General features: G+C 54.2%; 22 protein-coding genes. 7 read left to right on the top strand and 15 right to left on the bottom strand.

The window, feature by feature from the left end:
• Positions 1-3: 3 nt before the first annotated feature.
• The 4 genes from AADB16_RS05715 to AADB16_RS05700 all read right to left on the bottom strand — a co-directional run bounded on the left by AADB16_RS05715 (position 4) and on the right by AADB16_RS05700 (position 5015).
• The gene (locus AADB16_RS05715) at positions 4-1773 is read right to left on the bottom strand and encodes a hypothetical protein (protein ID WP_410801929.1); all 1770 of its coding nucleotides are present in this window, start codon (positions 1771-1773) and stop codon (positions 4-6) included.
• Complete coding sequence (locus tag AADB16_RS05710) at positions 1770-2702, bottom strand: hypothetical protein (RefSeq protein ID WP_410801927.1); 933 nt, start codon at positions 2700-2702, stop codon at positions 1770-1772. Before AADB16_RS05710 ends, AADB16_RS05715 begins: the two co-directional genes overlap by 4 nt.
• A 1-nt stretch (position 2703) precedes the next feature.
• Positions 2704-4293, bottom strand: coding sequence for a hypothetical protein (locus AADB16_RS05705; RefSeq protein WP_410801925.1), 1590 nt, complete (start codon positions 4291-4293; stop codon positions 2704-2706).
• Between the two features lie 158 nt (positions 4294-4451).
• Positions 4452-5015, bottom strand: a complete 564-nt coding sequence (locus AADB16_RS05700) for a Yip1 family protein (RefSeq protein WP_309043710.1) — start codon at positions 5013-5015, stop codon at positions 4452-4454.
• Positions 5016-5157: 142 nt separating this feature from the next.
• On the opposite strand from AADB16_RS05700, the gene AADB16_RS05695 reads away from it, so the two are divergent.
• A complete protein-coding gene (locus AADB16_RS05695) occupies positions 5158-6294 on the top strand; it encodes an NnrS family protein (RefSeq protein WP_410801923.1) in 1137 nt (378 codons plus the stop codon).
• A 257-nt stretch (positions 6295-6551) separates the two neighbouring features.
• Positions 6552-8144 (top strand): antiporter, encoded by a 1593-nt coding sequence (locus tag AADB16_RS05690; protein ID WP_410801922.1) that lies wholly within the window; start codon positions 6552-6554, stop codon positions 8142-8144.
• A gap of 94 nt (positions 8145-8238) precedes the next feature.
• On the opposite strand, the gene AADB16_RS05685 is transcribed toward AADB16_RS05690, so the two are convergent.
• The 8 genes from AADB16_RS05685 to AADB16_RS05650 all read right to left on the bottom strand — a co-directional run bounded on the left by AADB16_RS05685 (position 8239) and on the right by AADB16_RS05650 (position 14152).
• Positions 8239-8823: a HupE/UreJ family protein gene (locus tag AADB16_RS05685; protein WP_410801920.1), complete on the bottom strand. Its 585-nt coding sequence runs from the start codon at positions 8821-8823 to the stop codon at positions 8239-8241.
• Positions 8824-8870: 47 nt separating this feature from the next.
• Entirely contained in the window at positions 8871-9509 is a 639-nt protein-coding gene (gene ureG / locus AADB16_RS05680; protein ID WP_309043714.1) for an urease accessory protein UreG, read from the bottom strand.
• Positions 9510-9540: 31 nt separating this feature from the next.
• Entirely contained in the window at positions 9541-10263 is a 723-nt protein-coding gene (locus AADB16_RS05675; protein WP_410803593.1) for an urease accessory protein UreF, read from the bottom strand.
• Complete coding sequence (ureE, locus tag AADB16_RS05670; RefSeq protein WP_410801919.1) at positions 10238-10768, bottom strand: urease accessory protein UreE; 531 nt, start codon at positions 10766-10768, stop codon at positions 10238-10240. The genes AADB16_RS05675 and ureE overlap by 26 nt, the downstream gene beginning before the upstream one ends.
• Before the next feature lie 20 nt (positions 10769-10788).
• Complete coding sequence (gene ureC / locus AADB16_RS05665; protein WP_410801917.1) at positions 10789-12492, bottom strand: urease subunit alpha; 1704 nt, start codon at positions 12490-12492, stop codon at positions 10789-10791.
• Positions 12489-12824 (bottom strand): urease subunit beta, encoded by a 336-nt coding sequence (locus AADB16_RS05660; protein ID WP_200202876.1) that lies wholly within the window; start codon positions 12822-12824, stop codon positions 12489-12491. Before AADB16_RS05660 ends, ureC begins: the two co-directional genes overlap by 4 nt.
• Before the next feature lie 11 nt (positions 12825-12835).
• Positions 12836-13138 (bottom strand): urease subunit gamma, encoded by a 303-nt coding sequence (gene ureA / locus AADB16_RS05655; protein WP_100638258.1) that lies wholly within the window; start codon positions 13136-13138, stop codon positions 12836-12838.
• Positions 13139-13243: 105 nt separating this feature from the next.
• Positions 13244-14152, bottom strand: a complete 909-nt coding sequence (locus tag AADB16_RS05650) for an urease accessory protein UreD (RefSeq protein WP_309043717.1) — start codon at positions 14150-14152, stop codon at positions 13244-13246.
• Positions 14153-14395: 243 nt separating this feature from the next.
• Between AADB16_RS05650 and AADB16_RS05645 the strand changes: the two genes are divergently transcribed.
• Positions 14396-15667 carry a RidA family protein gene (locus AADB16_RS05645; RefSeq protein WP_410801914.1) on the top strand — a complete coding sequence of 424 codons (1272 nt, stop codon included), beginning with the start codon at positions 14396-14398 and terminating at the stop codon, positions 15665-15667.
• A gap of 70 nt (positions 15668-15737) precedes the next feature.
• Here AADB16_RS05645 and AADB16_RS05640 read toward each other — a convergent pair whose 3' ends face one another.
• Positions 15738-17243 carry an MFS transporter gene (locus AADB16_RS05640; protein ID WP_309043719.1) on the bottom strand — a complete coding sequence of 502 codons (1506 nt, stop codon included), beginning with the start codon at positions 17241-17243 and terminating at the stop codon, positions 15738-15740.
• Positions 17244-17282: 39 nt separating this feature from the next.
• Positions 17283-17744, bottom strand: coding sequence for a universal stress protein (locus AADB16_RS05635; RefSeq protein WP_309043720.1), 462 nt, complete (start codon positions 17742-17744; stop codon positions 17283-17285).
• Positions 17745-18035: 291 nt separating this feature from the next.
• On the opposite strand from AADB16_RS05635, the gene AADB16_RS05630 reads away from it, so the two are divergent.
• Positions 18036-19388, top strand: a complete 1353-nt coding sequence (locus AADB16_RS05630) for an MFS transporter (protein WP_410801912.1) — start codon at positions 18036-18038, stop codon at positions 19386-19388.
• A 104-nt stretch (positions 19389-19492) separates the two neighbouring features.
• A complete protein-coding gene (locus tag AADB16_RS05625; protein WP_309043722.1) occupies positions 19493-20347 on the top strand; it encodes an ion transporter in 855 nt (284 codons plus the stop codon).
• On the opposite strand, the gene AADB16_RS05620 is transcribed toward AADB16_RS05625, so the two are convergent.
• Positions 20303-20680, bottom strand: a complete 378-nt coding sequence (locus tag AADB16_RS05620) for a SirB2 family protein (RefSeq protein WP_309043723.1) — start codon at positions 20678-20680, stop codon at positions 20303-20305. The two genes, AADB16_RS05625 and AADB16_RS05620, sit on opposite strands and share 45 nt — an antisense overlap.
• A 126-nt stretch (positions 20681-20806) precedes the next feature.
• Between AADB16_RS05620 and AADB16_RS05615 the strand changes: the two genes are divergently transcribed.
• Together AADB16_RS05615 and fabA are read left to right on the top strand one after the other, a co-directional pair.
• Positions 20807-21991 carry an NnrS family protein gene (locus tag AADB16_RS05615; protein ID WP_309043724.1) on the top strand — a complete coding sequence of 395 codons (1185 nt, stop codon included), beginning with the start codon at positions 20807-20809 and terminating at the stop codon, positions 21989-21991.
• A 208-nt stretch (positions 21992-22199) separates the two neighbouring features.
• The gene (fabA, locus tag AADB16_RS05610; protein WP_309043725.1) at positions 22200-22709 is read left to right on the top strand and encodes a bifunctional 3-hydroxydecanoyl-ACP dehydratase/trans-2-decenoyl-ACP isomerase; all 510 of its coding nucleotides are present in this window, start codon (positions 22200-22202) and stop codon (positions 22707-22709) included.
• Positions 22710-22719: the final 10 nt, after the last annotated feature.

Raw genomic sequence — 22719 nt, 5'->3', positions numbered from 1 at the left:
ACCCTAATCCCCATCCTGCGAGTTGGCATCGGCATGATAGTACTGGGTGGAGAAGGCCCGGGCGAATTGCAGCATGGGTTCGAGCCCACTCACCCGGTGCACATGCCATCCCTGCTGCTGGCCAAACAAAATAGGCTCGACGGCTTTTTTGCGCCAGTGAGACTGCTGTACCTCGGGGCCATCCAAGTCGTACGGCAAATCCAGCACCCAGTGCCCTGCCCCCTTGCAGTGGCTTAACGTAAGAGCGCTGATTTTCGCTCCGGGCGTGCCTTCTTCATCATTATCAAAAATTGAAGTGATGCCATCATCTGACAAAACCACGACCTGAGTTGGTGTCAGACGGGGGCGGGCATAGGTAGTGCGCAGCATTTTCAGAGGAAAACTGGTTCCATGTCCAAAGAAGCCGGTCAGGACTCGTAGTGCACTGACCTCATCACGAACAAAGCCATCTGTGGTCAGGCAGTCGTGGGGGCCGCTCCATAGCGTGACCTGCACCGAGGCACCTGCCCGCAGTGCCGATAAACAAAGCAGTGCGCCCGCCAATGCGGGATAGGAGATGCATTGCTGAGGGTTGGGCATGGAGCCAGAACTATCAACGTACAAATCCAGATCACAAACCTGGTGTGGAGAGTCTTCAATCTCTTCCTGGCTATACACTGCTTTGTGGGTGGTGATGCCCGGGATTGGCTCACGCCCTGCAAGCAGGGTGGCAAACCAGTCAATTTCGGCCAGATCCTCGCCAACTTGCCAGATTTCCGTGCCTTCTCGCTGCGGCTCGCTGGGGCCGCGCAGTCGCTGGGTCGGAAAGGGCAATATGTAGGCACGCACGGCATCGCGGTAGTAACCAACGGCAGCATCGTGCGGGGACAGATCAACACCGGCGGCCCTCATCACCTCATAATAATCCTGAGGCTGCAAAGCCTGCCCCGCCGCTCGCCGTTTGTTGTCGGTGTCTTCCGACTCACTGCCCGGGCTCGGCGGGTGTGGCAAATCAGCCAGGTTCGGATCCTTACTGGGATGCATAACACTTATGGCGGGCAACTGGATCACGCCAGCACCACTGTGACCCAACCCGGCTTCTGCGGTATCGCTCAACGCAGCAAAGGCGTCCTGAGCCTCTTTTTCACCGTTAATAAGATAACTCAACACCAGGGTGGCGAAGCGACTGGCACCCGTCAGCCAGTCCTTGCTATAAACCTTGATAATGCGGCTGCCAAGCCAAGCATCCCCTTCCATTTCCGCGCTGATATCGGCCGCCGTCAGTGCTCCGGGAGTCAGTTGCCAGAGCCGCTCGTAAATACGCATATACAGCGCCCAGAACTGGCTTTCCCCGACCGCTTTCAGGCGTTGATACACGTTATCCATCCGACACCGGGTATTGCGCTGCAGGTGATTGTTAATCAGCAGGTCGGTATAGACATTCGCAACCATTGGCGCCAGATGCTCGACGCTGGGAAGAGCTTGGCGAATAACAGCCAGTAATTGCAGATGCTGGGTCATGTTGGCGGGCGCATACACATGATGACCGATTTCGTGTGCCAGGATTTCCAGCGAACAGTCTGAAAGGTTGCGCTCGGCGACTTCCTGGAGATTCACCAGGACCCGTTGCGAAGTCAGGCGAATGGCCGCAAAACTTTCCGTCAGGCCCGCTTCCTTCGCCTCCCCGAAATCAAACAACCAGAGCGGATCTTGCAGTTGCAAATGATCGCTCCACAAACGCAACGCGGATTGCCACTCCTTTTTCCAGTGCGCCAGGCTCGCCTGGTTACTCATCGCAGATCTCCGGCTTTCGGGATGACCATTACGGCATAGCGATTGTGGAAGCTGACTACCCAGTCATATGGGCGCTCCAGGCATTGGCAGGGCTCGTCGAACTCACGCCAGTTTGGAGCTAGCCGGTGCTGGGCTGCCCTATACTCCAAAGCAGGAACACCCTCTAAATTATCTTGACGCTGAGGTAACAGCGCTTGTCCAAAGGCATCCACATGTAACTGCCAGCAGTCGCTTCCTGCCTTGATGAAGGTATGCCCCGAATCGGTCAATAGTTGCGGCCGGGAACTGAATTCACCGCCGAGCCAAACCGATGCGCCCAACACAACAGGGCTGGTATACCACTGCCCTTGTGACCCTTGCCACCAAGGGTTTTGGAATAGTGTCGGGTCGCCCAGACCGAGCACCACTGTCAGCTCAGGGCGACGCCGCATACCCTCAAGGGCGGCTTCGCGAAATTGCGGCAGGCCCGACATCCAGCCAAGAACCAGCAAGGTGTCGGGAGCGGCCTCAGGTGTTGGCAGGCAGGTCTTCCAATATGCCAACAGATGGGCCCGCTGGTTGCTACCGGAAAGGTGCGACAGCGCATTTAGCAACCGGGTTAACATTCCGGGAGCATCTTCCGGGTATGGAGCAAGCCAAGCCGGTAATAACTCACGGAACAAAGGGATGGATACCGCCTGATGCTCTGATGTCAACCAACCATGACGAACCATAGCCAGACCGCAATGATACGCCGTTTCCGTCAGCGCAGCTTTGTGCTCTGATGACCAGCAATCGAGTTCTGACATCAAGGGATCAAGCGCATCCCGAATGAAGCAACTGAAGGTATTTGCGAACTGAACCGGGTCGCCCTGTCGTGCAAGTCGATAGGCTTGATTGAGCGGCTCGGCCCGTCGCACCAGATAATGTGCAAGCCAGCCAGAGTGCATATTAACCCTGACTGGTTAACCAACGCTGATAATTGCTATAGCGCTGATGTATGTATTTGAGTGTCATCGCATCATCGTGAACAGCACCTGACAATTTGCTGCCTTCAGCCATTCGCTGCAACGTTCGCTCGATCTTTTCGAGGCGTTTTCGACAAGCCCTCAATGAGAGCCCCTCAAGGCCTTCGTCCAATTCAGCTTTCAACTCAGCCACTTCATCATTACGGTGCCGGCCCTGGCGCTCAAACTCGCGACAACTGAGCTGAAACAAATGCCTCAGCCAGCCAATTTTGTCACTCAACAGAACAGCGTTTTCGGGTTGCTGGAAGAAAGGGGCGTCAGCGTCAGCAAAAAGACGCGAATGCAGGACAAAAGGCAACATCTGGGTTATGTCATTCAGCTCAACTTCGGCATTGCCACGAAAGTAAGCCATTGCTTTGGCGTAGATAACAAGAGACATCAAGCTGCGCACGGACAGCCCATTGCGCGTCTGGCAACCCAGATCTGCGAGGCGGTCACGACCATTTTCCAGCATCGCTAGCTGGTGGCGCGGCACGCCTGCAAGCCGTGAAGTGTCCTTGCTCTTGTATTCAAACTGCTGACCGGAATACTCGCTAAACTCAAACTGACTGGCAAAAAACTCCAGGCGCTGACGCAATTCGGATGGAAGTACAACAGCCCGGATGCTCTGCTCCATCTGGTCCATTTCAGTTTCTGAAAACTGCAACGCCTCAGGCAGACAATCGGCAGGGTCCACACCTTCTTCAATGCGGATCAGCAACTCGTCCAGAAACCTCGGATTGAACGGCAAAGCCTGTACGACGACATCAATACGGTCTTTCAGCGCTTCTATGACAGGATAGGTGCCACCCCCCTGATCGTCATTCGCAGTCAGGTACCAGGCTGCCGGCGGGCACTCATGAACCTGGTTGAACATCTCGGCGTAATTGTCCCCCAAGACGGTCAGCAGTGCGCTTTGGGTGCGTGTGGGAATGCGGTTGTACTCGTCGACAATCTTGACGCGCATGTCCAGCCAGCTGCGCCAGCTGATGCGGATGTCCGATTCCTGGTCAGCCCTCATCAGGTCTGCGGGCATTGGATTGCCGATCAAGTCAGCAACCGTCATCTGCGGGTGCCCATGCTGCATGGAGCGTCTCACGGTTTTGGGACTGTAACCAGCGAGGAGCCCCATCAATAAAGCAGAGGCTGTCTTGCCTCGACCCGGGCCACCGATAAACAGGCACTTGCGTCTCGCTGCAAAGGTCAGAACGGGTAGCAGAATGAAGCTGGAATAACTTTGATCTGTTGGCAAATACAAGGGGGTCCGGCTATCACCAAACGCTATAGGCTGTGGCGCCGAAACGTTATATTCCACATCATAATGCGGACTGATTACCGCATAATTAACGATCCAGAAGTACGCTTGGCGAAGCTTTTCATCGAGAGCCGAAGATGGCTCTTCAGCCGATTGGTCATAACTGCCGAACGGACCATTCACCAAAGCGGCAACGTCAAACTTTGCGTCGGTAGCTTTGCGCGCTGAGGGGCGGGTTGGCGATGCAGATATGCGAGAAAACGGGTTTAATCCTTTCATTTAAGTCCAAAATCCATTTGAATCCAAAACCCATAGCTGAAACCGGCAACAGTATGCCAGAAAATCAGCCATTGGCTACTTCAGGATCTAACCCGGCCCTCATCAAACCAATTGGCATCGACATCAAACTGCAACTTGCGAAGCCTTATCGGTAACTTCTAATACGCCCAGACCAATGCCATCAAAATACCCCAGGCCAGCAGTGAGGCAGCCATAACAGTGTAAGTAACGGACATGGTTAGCACGTCATCCGGGCTGCGGTGGCACAAGGCTCTCAGGCCTTGATACACAAGGGTGCAGGACAGCACCATCGCGACCATAACCGCTACCACGCTGAGCATTATTGCCGGCACCAATAGCGCCAGTGATGACAACCAAAGAGGCAGGGGGGCAATCGCCGCCAGCAAATAGGCATCGTTATAGCTGATCTCCAACTTGTGGCCTTCTACCACACTATGAATCAGCCAACCCATCACAAAAAACGTCAATAATTCTGCAAGAAAGAGGATGGTGGTAATGAAGCGCCACTCCTTACCGCCGAACCCTGCAATAAAATCATCGCCATAATGGGTTCCGGCGTAGTAAAGCAGCACAGGCGGCAGGAGCGACATGGGCACCACAACACACCAAGCGAGCACGGGTATGGAAAGCTGTCTTTGCTGCAGTTCATCCCAGCCCCCATTGCTGGAAAACGGGAGTTTAAGCAAGCTTGAAACGTTCATGTTGAATCTCCTTGCTCTCAGGCGGGCGCATTTGCCACACGGGACAGCTTTTGCAATATTATGATGACTTTTACTTATACTTTTTAGGCGCCTTTTGCCTAACCGTCAATAAACCGGGATGACTTTGAGCAACTCAAACAGCATGCGTAAACAGAAACCTCAGGCCTTCTGGCTGTTTTTTCCGGCCGCAAGCCTACTGGCCGCCATTGCAGTTCCGCTCTCTGTTTGGGCTGTCTGGTCAGGCACAGGTTGGCCGGCCGGGTTGCTGGGCGCCGGGCATGGCCATGAATTGATTTTCGGCTTTGCGCTTGCCCTTGTGGCCGGCTACACCCTTGGCCCACAGCCGGTGTCGGTGCTCTACCCGCTTCTGGGGCTGTGGCTAGCTGCGAGGCTGAGTTGGATTCTGATACCAGAGACGCTTCTGGCACAGCTTCTGGGGCCAGCCTTCGCGTTGCTGCTTGCCTGGCATGTGGTGCCCCGTTTCAACGCCGCGAAAAAATGGCGAAATAGAATGGTCGGGCCGCTGATTCTGCTGATCTGCCTGCTTACACTCGTTTTCTGGCTTTCTACGGCCTTGTATTCTCCCCTGGCGGCCTGGTTGCCCGGCCCACTCCCGCTCATGCATTCCGCCATTGCCGGGCTACTATTGTTGATGACCTTCATGGGAGGGCGCCTCATTGCGCCAGCGGTTGCAGGAACTTTGGAGAAAAAGGGTATACCGCTGGAAGCCCGGGTTCAGCCTCGAATCGAGGGCTTATTAATCCTCATTCTGGGGTGTTCCATTTTCCTTATGGCATTTCCCGCCGCAAACCCGATAACAGGTAGCCTGTTCGTATTAGCGTCAGGATTACTGGCCATTCGCACCTTACGCTGGAAGCTATGGCTGTGCCCGGAGCGCCCTGATTTGCTGGTATTGGCTCTGGGCTATTCCTGGCTTGCCATCGGGGCTTTCGTTACAGGATTGGCGCTGATTCAAGGCACCCGACCCGCCGCTGCTTTGCACCTGATTACCATTGGCGCATTGGGCACCCTGTCCGCCAGCGTGATGCTTCGCCTGGCTTGGCAACGAAGCCATCGCACGCCACCGCCTGCGGGAGAAGTTTTCTCTATTGCGGCACTCATTGCTATCGCCACAATCAGCCGGTTCATTGCAGGCCCCTCGCCGTTTGGCGCACCTATGCTGTTATGGCTATCCGCAAGTTGCTGGGCGCTGGCCTATCTTTGGGTAACAGTCAGGCTTCTGCACCTTGCCAAATACTCTAAAAAACGCAGGAAATGAATGGCTACCTCTCCTGCGCCATGCTCGAAAACGCCTACCTCCTTGGTGATATCACCAACATATCCATCAATATATCAATCACTTAAAACAACCACCCCACCCCACACCCCTGACAAAAAATACGACCCTCATCGCTAAAACCTTTTCCTTGACTAATATCATGAATACACGGGCATCTCACTTTGCACAATGGAACCATGAAGCCCGGTAACCGCGCCCAATGCGGCACAGGGCAGGGTAACCAAGGGAGTATTGTTATGGCCAAAACCAACGCCGACATCGAACACTGGGATGTCGAAAACGAAGAATTCTGGGAGAAAGAAGGCAAGAGAGTTGCCTCCCGCAATCTGTGGATATCCATTCCCAGCCTGCTCCTGGGTTTTGCGGTATGGCTGATGTGGGGGATGATCACCACCCAGATGAAGAACCTGGGGTTTGATTTCAGCATTGAACAGCTGTTCTCTCTCTCGGCGATTGCTGGCTTGTCTGGTGCCACTTTGCGGATACCGGCGTCGTTCATGATCAAAATTTCCGGCGGCCGTAACACCATCTTTCTGACCACAGCCCTGCTGATGATCCCTGCGGCGGGCACCGGCTTTGCGTTGATGAACCCGGACACACCGTTCATCGTCTTCCAGGCACTGGCGCTGTTATCCGGTATTGGTGGCGGTAACTTCGCCTGCTCCATGAGCAACATCAGCTCCTTCTACCCCAAGAGCAAGCAAGGCTATGGTTTGGGCATGAATGCCGGCTTGGGCAACTTCGGCGTTACCACCATGCAGATCCTGATTCCGCTGGTAATGACCGTTGGCATGTTCGGTTTTCTGGCGGGCGGCCCCATGGAGCTGCAAAGCCCAAGTGGTACGCTGATTGGCCGGATTGAAGCCGGCACAGATACCTGGATCCAGAACGCTGGTTTTATCTGGTTGGTTTTCCTGATCCCCTTGGCCTTTGCTGGCTGGTTCGGCATGAACAACCTGAAAGTTGTCACCCCCAACCCGGGCAATCCGGCTTCAGCTTTCGGCAAGATCCTCGGGCTTTATGGCGTGGGAATTCTGACATCTGTTGTAGGCGTCTGGGCTCTGAGCATTATGAACATGTGGCTGGCCCTGCCATTAACCATTGTGTTGACTGTTGTTCTTCTGCGCCTGATTCCTGGTGACATCAAGCCCAACATCAAGAACCAGTTTTCTATTTTCAGCAACAAGCACACCTGGTCCATGACCGTGCTTTACATCCTTACCTTTGGATCCTTCATTGGTTTCTCGGCAGCACTGCCCCTGTCCATTGGCGTTATCTTCGGCAACATGATGGAAGTCGCTGCCGACGGCACCGTTACCCGTGTTGTGAACCCGGATGCCCCCAGCGCACTGACCTGGGCCTGGATGGGGCCCTTCGTAGGCGCCTTGATTCGCCCGGTGGGTGGCTGGATTTCTGACAAGATGGGCGGCTCCATCGTTACCCAGATCATTTCTGTGGTAATGGTTGTGGCGTCGGTGGCCACCGGCTATGTGATGATGCTGGCCTACAACTCCACTGATCCCAACAGCTACTTCGCGCTGTTCCTGATCCTGTTCATTGTGATGTTTGCCGCCAGCGGCATCGGCAATGGTTCTACCTTCCGCAGCATCGGGTATATTTTTGACCAGCAGCAGAAGGGCCCAGTGCTTGGCTGGACCAGTGCCATCGCCGCCTACGGTGCCTTCATTGCGCCCAAGCTGCTAGGGCAGCAGATCCAGGCAGGCACTCCAGAAGTGGCTATGTACGGGTTCGCAGTGTTCTATGCGCTTTGTCTGATCGTTAACTGGTGGTTCTATCTGCGCAAGGGCGCATACATCAAGAACCCTTAAAACGCTCAGTAAACCGTAGACAAATAAAAGCCCGCCGAGGATATCCCCGGCGGGCTTTTTAGTGTGATTAAAACGCTTTATCTATCCAAAGGCATCAGCCTGCGGCCAACACACCGCCTACAACCGCAACCACTCCACCCAACGCACGGGTAACACGGTTATCGGCCTTCAACATCAAAGCTCCCAGGCCACGCCCCACAAAGGTAATCGCCAGAGTAGCCACAACGAAGCCGGCCATGTATGCCATCAAGCTTGCACCTGCAGCCATTTCAGTGCCGTGCGCATAACCATGGGTGACCATGAACAGTGCAACCAACGCGCCACCGACAACAGTTGGCAGTTTTGCCATGGTGGCAATCAGCACACCGGCCAGTAGCACCGACATGGCAATGCCGGTTTCCACACCCGCGAGGCTAACACCACCCCAGGCGATAGCTGCGCCCAGCACCATGCCTCCCACCACGAATAACGGCGTTGCCTTTTTCATGATCTGGTTCTGCCGAACGCTCCAGAAACCAATGGCGGCCATGGCCAGCAAATGGTCTATGCCCAATATCGGGTGCAACAATCCACTGAGAAAACCGCTATGGGTGTGGCCAGCCTCACCCGGGTGCGCCACAGCGAGGGTAGCGGTCAACATCAAACCAACGGTCATCAGCAACTTGGTTATTCTAGTCATAGTACTCTCCGTCTATTCTCTGCGTTTGTTGTCAGGCTTGTGTGCACTCAGGCGGTATCGGTGAGCTTTTCAGGTCGACGTTCGGGCAGCATGCCCTGCTTCAGAATGAAGCTGATAATCTCTTCCAGGCCAACACCGTCATACAGATTGGTGAAAACGAAGGGGCGATCGCCACGCATTTTTTTGGAATCCCGCTCCATCACATCCAGCGATGCGTGCACGTATTCAGCGATGTCGATCTTGTTGATGATCAGCAAGTCCGACTTGGTGATGCCGGGGCCGCCTTTACGGGGGATTTTGTCGCCAGCCGCAACATCGATAACGTACAGGGTCAAATCCGACAGCTCTGGGCTGAACGTAGCTGCGAGGTTGTCGCCACCAGATTCCACCAACACAAGCTCGAGGTTTGGATGACGCGCCTGGAGATCATCAATGGCTGCCAGGTTCATGGACGCATCCTCACGGATAGCCGTGTGCGGGCAGCCTCCTGTTTCCACTCCTAAAATGCGATCTGCAGGCAGGGCCTCGTGTTTCAGCAGGAAGTCAGCATCTTCACGGGTGTAGATGTCGTTGGTAACCACCGCTATGTCGTAATGATCTTTCAAAGCACTGCATAACTGCCGCAACAGGGCCGTTTTCCCGGAACCTACCGGTCCACCAACGCCTACTCGTAAACAATGTTTCATTGTTGTTTGTCCCTCTGTGTACTCAAAGCAGTCAGCTTCGGAATAGTCTTGAATATTGGGTTTCATGCTGGGCACTGCCAAGAGCCAACCCCGGCAGAATGGGGCCCATTTGTTCGTCAGGTAGCGACAATGCGTTTTCAACCGCAGCCACCAGTTTCGGGCGTAGCTGTTCGTTCAGGCGTTGAGCAGCGGTATGCCCTAAAGGCAAGGCCTTACACGCAACGGCGAGCTGATTCTCAAGCCACCCCCACACAAAGCCGAGCATGCTATGGCGCACTGGCACTCGTCGCTGGTACGCCGTCCAGGCAAACACCGTCACGTAATCCGGCTCTTCGGGTAGTTGAGCACTGCCATTCCCAGCTTGGGGCTCAAGCTGCAAACTGGTAAGCAGGCGAAGCAATGCAAGCCCTAAACGTGTTCCTTCGTCACTCAGCTCGGCTGTTTCCCGGCTGGCATGCAGCCAATCGTTCCAGTATACGAGGCCACGGCTTTCCCCGTTGGCCCAGCAGTTTTGTAGCCTGAACAACACCGGCAACTCGCACCGGCTCAAGCCATCTTCAAGCACGCCTTCCAACCACTCCCCCAATTCCTCTTCGTTTCGAACCCAGCCCATCTCAAAAGCACTTTCCAGGCCTTGCGACCAAGCAAAAGCTCCTATCGGTAAAGCCGGGCTGACCAGCTGCATCAATCCAAGCAACGCCAGGTCGCTCGGCACGGTGGGCTGGTTGTCAGTGTGCACGGTTATGCTCTTCATCATGGCTATGTCCATGGGAATGGTCGTGGCTGTGGGTATGCCCATGTGAGTGCTCCCGCCCCGCATGGGCATAAGCACCGGACTCTGGATCAAAGGGAGCCAGATGATGCTCCAGGCTTGCCCCTAATAGCTGCGCCAGCTCTTCCAGCACGTGGTCTGGCGGAAACCTGACCCAATGGCGCCCGTCTGCCTCAACACCCAGCGCGAGCGTTACATGGCGATTGCCAAGGTGATAACACAGGCGCGCCAAGGGCAATCCATTTTCAATATAGGCGGTCGTGACCGACTCATCAGCAGCGCAAACACGAACTGTCTCACCTCCACTGGAGCGCAACAGATCGCCGTGACGCAGCACAGGGCCACGATCAAGGAACAGCCCGACGTCGCGCCCCTTATCGGTCTTGGCCCGTAACCGTCCCCGGATGCGCAATTCGTATGGCAAGGTCAGAGTGTCGTAGATCTCTCCTTCAGAACTGCCATCCAGCCTTTGTGTTAACTCAAGCATTTTGATGTCCTTACAAACGGTTAAAACAGGTGATAGCGCTGAGCCAGTGGCACTTCTGTGAGGGGTTCACAGGTCAGTAGCTCGCCGTCTGCATGAACTTCATAAGTTTGCGGATCTACCGTCAGTTTTGGGCAGGCGCTATTCAACTTCATATCGCTCTTGCGCATCTGGCGGACGTTTTTAACAGCCACCAATGGGCTCTTCAGACCCAGTTTTTCTTCCAGCCCAGTGTTCATTGCCGCCTGGCTTACAAAGGTCATTCGGGTTGCTGCTGCAGCCCTGCCCAACGCTCCAAACATGCGCCGGTAATGCACGGGTTGTGGTGTGGAGATAGCAGCGTTTGGATCACCCATAGCTGCGCCGGCAATCATGCCGCCCTTGAGGATGATCGATGGCTTAACGCCGAAGAAGGCCGGCTTCCATAACACCAGATCCGCCAGCTTACCTACCTCCACAGAGCCAACCTCATGGCCAACGCCGTGGGTAATGGCTGGGTTAATCGTGTATTTGGCGATGTAACGCTTCACCCGGAAATTATCGGTGCCGCGTTCTTGATCCTCCGGCAGTAAGCCTCGTTGAACCCGCATTTTGTGGGCGGTTTGCCAGGTGCGGCAAACCACCTCACCAATACGACCCATAGCTTGGGAGTCTGACGAGATCATGGAGATCACGCCGATGTCGTGGAGGATGTCTTCGGCGGCGATGGTTTCACGACGAATACGGGAATCCGCAAAGGCCACGTCTTCCGGAATATTTGGATCCAGGTTGTGGCACTCCATCAACATATCGAGATGTTCATCAACTGTGTTGATGGTGTATGGGCGGGTAGGGTTGGTGGACGATGGCAGCACGTTGGGCAGGCTACAGGCCACGATAATGTCCGGCGCGTGACCACCCCCAGCTCCCTCGGAGTGATAGGTATGGATACAGCGGTCTTTGAATGCAGCCAAAGTATCTTCCACAAACCCCGATTCGTTCAGGCTATCGGCGTGGATGGCGACCTGTATGTCGTAACGATCAGCCACATCCAGTGCGTTGCTGATCGAGGCCGGCGCAGCACCCCAATCCTCGTGGATTTTCAGGCTCATGGCTCCGGCTTTCACCTGCTGCTCCAGCGCCTCTGGCGCACTGGCGCTGCCTTTTCCGAGAAAACCTATATTGATAGGCAGGTCATCCACCGCCTGCATCATTTTACCCAGGTGCCAGGGGCCAGGGGTGTGGGTGGTCGCAACGGAACCCGTTGCTGGCCCGGTACCACCGCCGATCATGGTGGTGAGACCGCTCATCAAGGCCTCATCAACCTGCTGCGGGCAAATATAGTGAACGTGGGTATCAACAGCGCCCGCGGTAAGAATCTGGCCTTCTCCGGCGATGATTTCAGTGCCGGCACCAATAACTATGTCAATATCGGGCTGGGTATCCGGATTTCCAGCCTTACCAATAGCGGCAATGCGCCCGTTTTTCAGCCCCACATCGGCTTTAACTATGCCCCACCAATCAATAACAATAGCGTTGGTGATCACGGTATCCATCACCGCATCATCACAGCGCTGGCTTTGCCCCATACCATCACGAATAACCTTGCCGCCACCGAACATCACCTCTTCGCCGTAATGGGTGTGATCTTTTTCAATCTCGATCCACAACTCCGTATCACCCAGGCGAATACGATCGCCGGTGGTAGGACCGTACATGTCTGAATAAGCTTGCCGGGAAATCTTCATGATTTTGCTCCCTCGTTCGGGTTCTTATCCAACGGGCCCATCACTTCACCGCGAAAGCCATAGATGCGACGCAAACCCACGTAGGGAATCAACGTCACTTCGCGAGTCTGGCCGGGCTCAAAGCGAATAGCGGTACCCGCAGCGATAGCCAGGCGGTAGCCGTATGCTTTTTTGCGATCCAGGCGCAGAGCCGGGTTGGTTTCCGCAAAGTGATAATGGGAGCCGACCTGTATTGGGCGGTCGCCGGTGTTGGCGACGCTCATAGAAATGCTTTCCCGCCCCACGCACAGCTCAATGTCTTCGCTCTTCAACTGATATTCACCAGGAATCATGGTGCGCCTCCTCAGACAATGGGGTTATGGACGGTGACCAGCTTGGTGCCGTCGGGAAAGGTTGCTTCTACCTGGACGGACTGAACCATCTCGGCAACGCCTTCCATTACATCATCACGGGTCAGTATTTCGCGGCCGGCACTCATCATATCTGCCACAGTGCGACCTTCGCGGGCACCTTCCATAATGGCGCAACTGATCAGCGCGACCGATTCCGGGTAATTTAGTTTGAGGCCTTTTTCCTTACGGCGTTCAGCGAGCAGGCCAGCGGTGAACAACAGCAGTTTGTCTTTATCTCTTGGTGCTAATTCCATTGTTAACTCCGTTGTTATCCAAATCGCTTTTTCTAAAGCTCTTGCCATTTGACGGGCAAAAGCGCTGTTCAGCACCCAAGCGACTGCCTCGGCGTAATGTATAAATCAGGTTAGCCAGATGCGCGGCACAATGGCTTGATGCCCCGTCAGTCGTGGTCGAAGAATACTTCGTGCCTGCTGAAACAATTCCCAGGCTTGGTTACGCTCAGTACCCAGGTACCGCAGCAGCAATACACTCCGCCGGAAAGTAACAGCCCAATGACTGCCCGATGGTAGTTGCTCCCTGAGCATTGAGATGGCTTCAGCCGGTTCACTCAACCCTACGGCCCAGAGTGTGGCATGCACAGTGGCACCGCCCTGCCCCCATCTTCCGGTATAGCGCGGGTGATGAGGGTCTATACATTGACGCTCCAACCACAAAGGGCGGCCATTACGGGTGAGCTGAAAGCGTTGCTCAAGGCGGCCATTTACGAATGGCAGGTCGCTGGCGGGCCGGCCGAGGCCGAGAATTTCCCAGCCAAGGCACTTGGCGCTGCCGTCTAGATCAACATGCAGGGTTTGTTCGCCGCGGGAGCCGTCAAATGCCAGGGTTTCCTGGGGCAACCATTCCAGCGTAGCGCCATCGGCAACCTTGAGATGAGTGTGCTGTGTCCAGGCAACGCCGTTACTGTCAGCTCTGTAAAGTTTGTTGGCTGCAGGTGTAGTTAACAGAGTGTGCGAGTTTGCACCAACAGTGACATCGATATTGAGCGCATCGCCACTGACAACGCCGCCAGGCGGGTGCAGCAAATACACGTGGCAGCAGCCGTCGCGGCCTTCTGGATAGAACGGCCGCTGCACTCGTAGGGGGCCATAATGGCGAGCGGTGCTCATGCGGGTGATACTGGCATCGCCCTCCACATAGGCGCGGAAGCCCAGAGTTAAAGAGGCTGCCCAGTGGCGAGTCGCATCGAAACGGTGCCCGGAGTCCGAAATCACCTGATTCTTTCCGGGTGCAGAAAATAGAACAGTCATTCTGTCAAACACCTTAATTAGTGGCCTGGAGTGGACGCTTCTGGGTAATCGACCACTTTGCCATATGGCAAGGCTTTCAAATTAAGATAGCAGTGCAATCGCCCATGTGCGCTATCAGAGGGAGGCACAACACAAAAAAAGTTCTATGGCAGGCAAGAGATCAATGCGTCGTCTAAGATTAATTTCGGGGGGTGGCAAGACTCGAGCCCACATAAAATGCCATGACATTGGGGCACTATCGATATGAGCGACAACATCGTTAAAGTTTCAAGAAATACGGAAAATGCACCCAAAAACCTGTCATCGACGCAATCAGTGGCATTTTCTCACTACAATAATATTTCAGCTCAACTACCAATAGACCCCGAAACGGGTGCAGTGGTTACGGGTGGGATCAAAAATCAAACAAAGCAGTGCCTTGAGAACATAAAAGCAATTATAGAAAGCATTAATCATGTTATGGACGACGTCGTCAAAATCAATATATTCCTGACAAACATCTCCGATATTGACGCTGTAGAGGCAGTGTACAAATCATTCTTCCAGAACTATCTCCCTACACGAACAACCGTCGCGGTTTCAGCTTTGCCTGCGGAAAACGCATTGTTGCAAATAGACGCCATCATTTCGAACGGTGAAGGCACTCCCCCACAACAGCCATGCGACCTCTTGAAAGCGGCAAAAAACACGAAAGCCGCGCCTCAAAGCTCGTCCTCAACACAAACCGTCGCATTCTCTCACTACAACAACATTTCGGCCCAATTACCGATTGATCCCGAATCTGGCGAGTTGGTTACAGGCGGTGTAAAAGCTCAAACCGCGCAATGCTTAAAAAACCTCAAAGCAATTTTAGAAAGTATCGACGTTCCTTTTGACGACATTGTCAAAATCAACATATTCCTTAGAAACATAACGGATGTTGATGTTGATGCAGTAAATGAAGTTTACACAACGTTTTTCCCTGACTCAGCTATAGCAAGAGCCGCTGCCTATGTACCGGCACGGACAATAATTTCAGCATCAGGATTGCCGTTGGATGCGTTAGTGCAGATTGATGCGGTTGTATCGCATGGAGACGGCACGCCCCCGCAGGCCGTCGAAGACAGGCACGGAATCGTCATAAGAGCACACAATACGGAACGGGCACCCCGGAGTTCTCTGTCTACACAGACAGTCGCATTTTCCCATTACAATCACTTATCTGGCCAACTACCTCTAGACCCGGGCACCGGTGGCATGGTCGCAGGAGGCGCAAAAGAACAAGCCGGGCAATGTTTGCAAAATATAAAGGCAATTATAGAAAGCACTGATCACGTGATGGACGATATCGTTAAGGTAACGATCCAGGTAAAAAATATTGCAGACATCGACTCTATAAACGAGGTTTACACAACATTCTTCGAAAGTGATCTTCCTGCCAGAACAACCATTGGCGTTTCAGCTATTCCTGAGGGTGCTTTGGTTCAAATCGATGCCGTTCTTTCGAACGGAGAAGGTACACCGCCCAGTCCGTGACAATCACAAAATAAAGCCCGCCGAAATCACTTCCGGCGGGCTTTGTTACTTCAGGATATTGATATTGGCATCACGCCCTGCCAAGTGCTACCTGGCGCTGGCGCTCCTCTTCCTCAATCTGCAGATCGACAGAAGACACTTCATACTCTTCCGCAAAGCCAGACTCAGGCTCTTTCAACCACATCAGGCAAAGCACCCAGCTTATGAAGGCTCCGCCAGCAATGATAAAGAAGAACTGGCTAGGGGTAACGAAGGTGAAGATAGTCAGGTAGACCACCGCCCCCACGTTGCCATAAGCACCGGCCATGCCTGATATTTGCCCAGTCAGGCGGCGTTTGATCGACGGGATAATACCGAAGGTTGCACCTTCAGCACCCTGCACGAAGAAGGAAGTGAAGACAGTAATGCCTACGGCGATAATCAGTGGCCAGCTCGAATTGAGCAAGCCCATCAGCGCAAAACCCACACAAATACCGAACATATAGCTGAGCATCACGAAGCGGCGGTTACCCATGCGGTCGGAAACCATGCCACCCATGGGGCGTGCCACCAGGTTAACGAAGGCAAAGGAGGCTGCAACCATACCGGCGGCTGCCGCACTCAGGCTCCAGGTTTCTTCGAAGAACATTGGCAACATGGAAACCACCGCAAGCTCAGCACCAAAGTTGGCAAAGTAGGTGCTGTTCAGTGCAGCAACACTGTTGAACGGGTATTTGTCGTCTTCTGGCACACCCTTTTTCAGAATAGGCAAGTTCACCCGCAGGATTTGCACAATCTGGTAGAGCACAATCGCAACGATGACTGCATAGGCGACCACCGCACCGGTCACACTCAGGTAGCCCATGTTCTGGATGCGCCATACCAAGATAGCAAGAACGCCGATCAAGGGGATGGTCCACAGAATCAGTTTTACCATGTCGCCCCAGGTACTAACCTCCAGCGCGCTGGCTTTGCGGGGCTTGCGGTGCACGGTTCCCACCGGGCCGTCTGTTACGGCGAACCAGTAGTAAACACCGTAGAGCGCCATCACAATCGCACTCTGGGCAATGGCCCAGCGCCAGCCGTCATCGCCGCCATACATTTGCAGCGCGATGGTAGGCAGAGTCAACGCCGCCGCTGCGGAACCGAAGTTACCCCAGCCTGCGTAGAAGCCCTCGGCAAAGCCAATGTCGCGAGGCTTGAACCACATGGCAGTCATGTGGATACCCACCACAAAGCTGGCACCGATGGAGCTTAGAACCAAGCGGCTGACCAGCAGCTGGGTCATGGTGTCGCCAAAGGCGAAGGTGAGTGCCGGAATCGACATCAGGACCATCAGTATGGAAAACACCCGGCGCGGGCCAAAGCGGTCAAGGGCCATGCCCACAATGATTCGTGCGGGGATCGTCAACGCCACGTTACAGATGGCGAACAGGCGTAGATCATCAGCCGTCAACCAGTCGACGCTTTTGAGCATACTGGACGCCAGCGGCGCCATGTTGAACCACACATAAAATGTGATAAAAAACGCTATCCAGGTCAGGTGCAGTGCCTTGATCTCTGGATTTTTGAAGCGGAATACGTCTGCAACTCTCATTTCACCCTCCGGGGGCTTACAGTTCAGTGCCAGTGGCTGTTAGCGGCTGGGCAGGATAAGTAGGGGGCACTGCACCCGGCGCGCCAGAAACGAGCTGACTTTGCCGAATGTCATGTAATCCAGTTCATCCACAAAGTAGGTCAATGAACGAGCAATCAACCCGCCATCTACCTCTTCACTGTGGCGGGCAATAACCATCATGCCGGGCTTAACTTTGCTCTCTGCGGCATACAGCAACATTTTCCGGGCATCGCCTTCCAGAAGTAGCGTTTCCGAGGTGACGCCCTCTTTCTCGCAAACTTCCTGCGCCTCAAGAAGGTGCCGCTTGAGATCCGTCAACTCTTCCTGAAACATATCTTCATTACTGGCAGTGATGTCTCTGGGGTTTTCCGCCACAGCCACCAGGGTGATCTGAGGTTTCAGCTCGCGAAACATCGTAATCGTCTGAACCAGCGCCAGCTTTGCGTTCCTGGAGCCGTCGTAGGCAATCATGATTTTCATAGCAGTCTCCGAAGGCGGCCACACCCCACACGGGCACTCCGCCAATTGATATTGCTCAGCATTAGCCCACATTCCTCAGCGGCGTATATTTGATTTAAGTCAAATTCAGCGGCGGGTACCCCTCCAGAGCAATCGAAGCCCTACCCCCTCCCAGGAAATCCCTGCCAGCACCTACCACCCGCCCACCCTGCTGGAGGTACCCCCAATGCTTTCCCACGGAAAAACCCACTTTTGATATGGTTACAGAGGCTTTGAAAAAGCCGGTATGTGCAGACAGATAGGGCCGCAGCAATGAACTCGCCAACCAGACCACAACAACATCGCGCACTTGGCCTTTCCACTCTGGCCTTCACCCTGTGCTTCGCCGTTTGGACCATTTTTTCCATCATTGGCATCCGCATAGCGGAAGACTTGGGCCTGTCTGACACACAGCTTGGCTTGCTTATGGCCACCCCTATCCTGACCGGCTCAATCAGCCGGCTATTCCTGGGAATCTGGACGGATCGATACGGCGGTCGCTGGGTGTTAGGCATACTCATGCTGACCACGGCTACCTGCGTTTACTTGCTCACCTTTGCCACTACATACCTGATGTTGTTGGTTGGCGCTCTTGGCGTTGGCCTTGCCGGTGGCGCGTTCATTGTGGGTGTGGCCTACACAGCTGCCTGGTTTGAACCCGCCCGGCAAGGCACAGCGTTAGGTATCTTCGGTGCAGGCAACGTGGGCTCCGCAGTCACCAACTTTGGTGCACCTTTTTTGTTGGTGGCCTTCGGCTGGGAAACAACGGCGCAGATTTACGCTTCTGTGCTAGCGGTTATGGGCATCGTCTTCATGCTTCTGGCAAAGGAAGACCCTATCTCAGCTGGCCGAAAAAAAGACGAGCAGCAACGCTCGTTTATGGAGCAAATGGAGCCCCTGCGGGATCTGCGCGTATGGCGTTTCGCGCTTTATTACTTCTTCGTATTCGGGGCTTTTGTGGCACTGGCTCTTTGGTTGCCCCACTACCTGATAGGCGTTTACGGCCTTGATATAACAACCGCAGGCATGATTGCGGCCCTGTACACTATCCCTGCTTCCTTGTTCCGCATTCTGGGTGGCTGGATGTCAGATCGCTTCGGGGCGCGCCGGGTGATGTACTGGACGTTTATTGCATCGGTTATTTGTACCTTTTTGCTGAGCTATCCCCCTACAGATTACGTGGTACACGGAATTGATCGAGACGTTCGTTTCACTTTTGAAATGAGCCTCCCGGTGTTTATTGTTCTGATTTTCACCCTGGGTTTTTTCATGTCGCTGGGCAAGGCGGCGGTTTACAAACACATCCCTGTTTACTACCCCATGCACGTGGGTGCTGTTGGTGGTGTAGTAGGCATGATCGGTGGACTGGGAGGATTCATCCTGCCGCTCACTTTCGGAGTTTTGAACGACGTTACCGGCATTTGGCAGAGCTGCTTTATGCTGATGTTCATCATTGCCGCTGCGGCGCTGGCCTGGATGCATTACGCCATCCGCTCTGCAGAGCGCGTTGAGTGGGCTGCCAACCAGGAGCAAACCGACCTGCCGGAGCTCGCATCACCTCAACTGTTCTACCCCCTGAATCGCAAGCAGCACCGGGACGGCAGCACAGAATCACCACCGCAGTAAGTTGTTTGGTGCGAGTTTCTTGAAATCTCTGTAACAGTACTGTTCCAGCGCTGGCCATGCCTTTAGAATCCGCACACTCGATTTCACCTGGAGCAGTAACCCCCATGTCCCTGGAACTTTCTCCTACGGCAGGCTTCAACCAGCTGCACCGTATTGAATCCAGCACGCTCTTTCAGGGCGTAGTGATTGCCATAATCATCCTGTCCGCCCTGACCATTGGCGCGAAAACCTACGACTTACCACCCCTGGTAGAGCAGTCACTGGGTATTATGGATGCCGCTATTACACTGTTTTTCCTGATCGAGATTCTTTTCCGCTTCGCCGCGAGCCCCGTCAAGCGTCGCTTCTTCATGGATGGCTGGAACGTGTTCGACACGCTGGTCGTGATTGGCAGCCTCATTCCTCTGGATAACTCGGAGGCGGTTTTACTTGGCAGATTATTGCGGGTCTTCCGGGTATTGCGTCTGGTCTCTGTGGTGCCGGAGCTGCGATTCCTGATCAACTCCCTGCTCAAAGCCATCCCACGGATGGGGTACATCGCGTTGTTGATGTTCATTATTTTTTACATCTATGCCGCCATGGGCTCGATGTTCTTCGCCAAAGTGGATGACGATCTCTGGGGAGATGTTGCCATCTCCATGCTCACGCTGTTCCGTGTGGCCACGTTCGAGGATTGGACAGATGTTATGTATGCAACGATGGAACACTACCCGCTTAGCTGGATTTTCTATCTAACGTTCATTTTCCTAACAGCTTTCGTGTTCCTGAACATGATGATCGGGGCGATTCTGGAGGTGATGAGCGAGGAGCAAAATGCCAAGCAGGCTCAGCAAGCTCACGATGAGCGCGATGAGATTACGCGCCAGTTGCGAGACGTGCAGAGCCAGCTGGCAGAACTGGTCAGCCTCTCCAAATCAGAACAGAACAGGCTTGGCCATGGCAAGATGGAAGATAGCTGACACCTGGACTAAAGCCAGAACAGCCGCCACAACACGAACCGGGCGTGACACGGTAACTTTCAGGGCGAATAATCCGGCGGCGATGTAGCCTAGCAACAGTGTAATTTTTGCCAGAATCCAGCCCTGCTCAAGCGGGTTCCAGCTACCCACAAATAGCAGGCTGATGGCTGCGACCAGCAACACTGTGTCGTTGGCGTGGGGTATCCAGCGCAGCGGGGTTGCGCGCCAGCCGGGGCGGCCCACGGCATCCAGCAGCAATCTCAGTGTGAACAGGACTACGGTGAGGTAGGCTGTCGTCATGTGAAGGTGCTTCAGTATCATGTATGAGTTCATAAACCATTCCATTGTGAATCAAAACGATAGAGACATTGTACGCATAGATACCACCAACCGGGTATGTTAATTCTGCGCCCAGCCGTTTAACATATAACTCACATATATGTATCGGCAGGAACCAACATGCAGGCTACTTCAACACCCCCTAACGCTGGGTCCGCCAGCTTCAGTCAGCTTTTCGGCTATCCGTTTCGTATTTTCTTCCTGTCCATGACAGTACTGGCACTTCTCGCCATACCGCTCTGGGTGCTGCAGGTAACAGGCACTATCAATATGCCATTAGCCATGCCGGGGCTGTTCTGGCACCAGCATGAGATGCTGTTTGGCTTTCTGACCGCTGCGATTGCAGGTTTTTTACTGACTGCAGTCTGTGTTTGGACCCAGACTGAGCGCACTCATGGCATTCGGCTGTTTCTGCTTTGGGGAGTATGGCTGGCAGGGCGACTGCTGCTAGCCCTGGGTGCAGATCTGCCAGAGTGGCTAGTACAAGGCGTCAACCTGGCATTCCTCCCTCTGGTAATGCTGGATGCAGGATGGCGAGTTTGGCATGCGAAACAAAAGCGTCAGCTCATGCTGTTGGTAGTTCTCGGCTTGCTGTGGCTCATGCAGATTGGTTTTGTGACTCGCCTGGACATGACATACAGCCACGGAGCACTGATTGCAGCCATGGCACTGATCAGCATTGTGGGTGGGCGCATAACGCCTGCATTCACCACTGGCTGGTTGCGCCAGCGCGGGCTGACTGCTGATGCGGTAAAGAATATCCCGGCGCTGGATATGGCGTCACTGTTTTCCATGATTCTGCTTATGGCCTCACTGGTCACCGGTTGGCAAGCCATCACAGGCATGCTGGCGGTCGTTGCCGGCACTCTTGTGTTGGTGCGCCTCGCTAACTGGAAGGGCTGGCTGGCTCGCAAAGAACCCCTCCTATGGGTTCTTCACCTCTCTATTCTCTGGATCCCGGTTTCCCTATACCTTCTGGCTGGCACCATTTTCGCAGGCTGGCCGTCTAACGCCTGGAGCCATGCTGCAGGTACTGGCGCCATCAGCTGTCTCATTCTGGGCGTTATCGCCCGGGTAACACTTGGCCATACCGGCCGCCCCCTGGTACTGCCCAAAGGTATGGTTACCGCATTCATTGCGATCCAGTTGGCGGCAACGATTCGCGTACTAACGGCCTTCGACATAGTTCCCTGGCACCCTGGAATTGGCAGCAGTAGCCTGCTCTGGATATTCGCCTTCGGCATGTTCCTGGTGCGTTACACGAAAATACTGGCAAGCCCGAGACCCGATGGCCGCGCAGGCTGATACCCTGGGGATGAGGTTTCCCAAGGGGTTTGAAGAATGAACAGGCTCGCAGGAGCCTGTTTTTTTTGCGCTACAACCCGCCCCGGAGAACAAACCGAACTTGCAACTGCACCGCTTAAGCGTTAATCATCCACTAATGGTCAATAGCGACTCTCGAAATAACAGCTAAAGTAACAATAAATCATTCTGTAACAGAGACGATGGCACTATGAACCCGGATCATTTTGACAAGGAAGACCTGATTAAGTGTGGTCATGGCAAACTTTTCCCGGGCGCCACGCGGCTGCCCATAGACGAGATGCTAATGGTTGACCGCGTCACCCACATAGGAACAGATGACGGCATCTACGGGAAAGGTAGCCTGGTAGCTGAACTGGATATCAATCCCGACCTCTGGTTCTTTAAAGTCCACTTCGTAGATGATCCCGTTATGCCTGGCTGCCTGGGCCTTGATGCTCTGTGGCAACTGGTGGGATTTTATCTGGCCTGGGGCGGCAGTGAAGGCAAGGGCCGTGCGCTGGGCGCTGGAGAGGTGAAGTTCACCGGCCAGGTTCTCCCGACCAACAAAAAGGTAACCTACTACCTCGACCTCAAACGCGTAATCCGGCGTAAGCTTACAATGGCTATTGCCGACGGACGCATGGAAGTGGATGGCAAAGAAATATACACCGCCAAAGACCTGCGGGTTGGCGTGTTCACTTCCACCGATGATTTCTAGGAGTTAACAA

It is taken from the genome of Marinobacter sp. KMM 10035, assembly GCF_046537445.1.
Classification (GTDB): domain Bacteria; phylum Pseudomonadota; class Gammaproteobacteria; order Pseudomonadales; family Oleiphilaceae; genus Marinobacter; species Marinobacter sediminicola.
The sequence above is the reverse complement of the archived record's forward strand: the minus strand, read 5'-3'. Positions and strand labels throughout refer to the sequence as shown.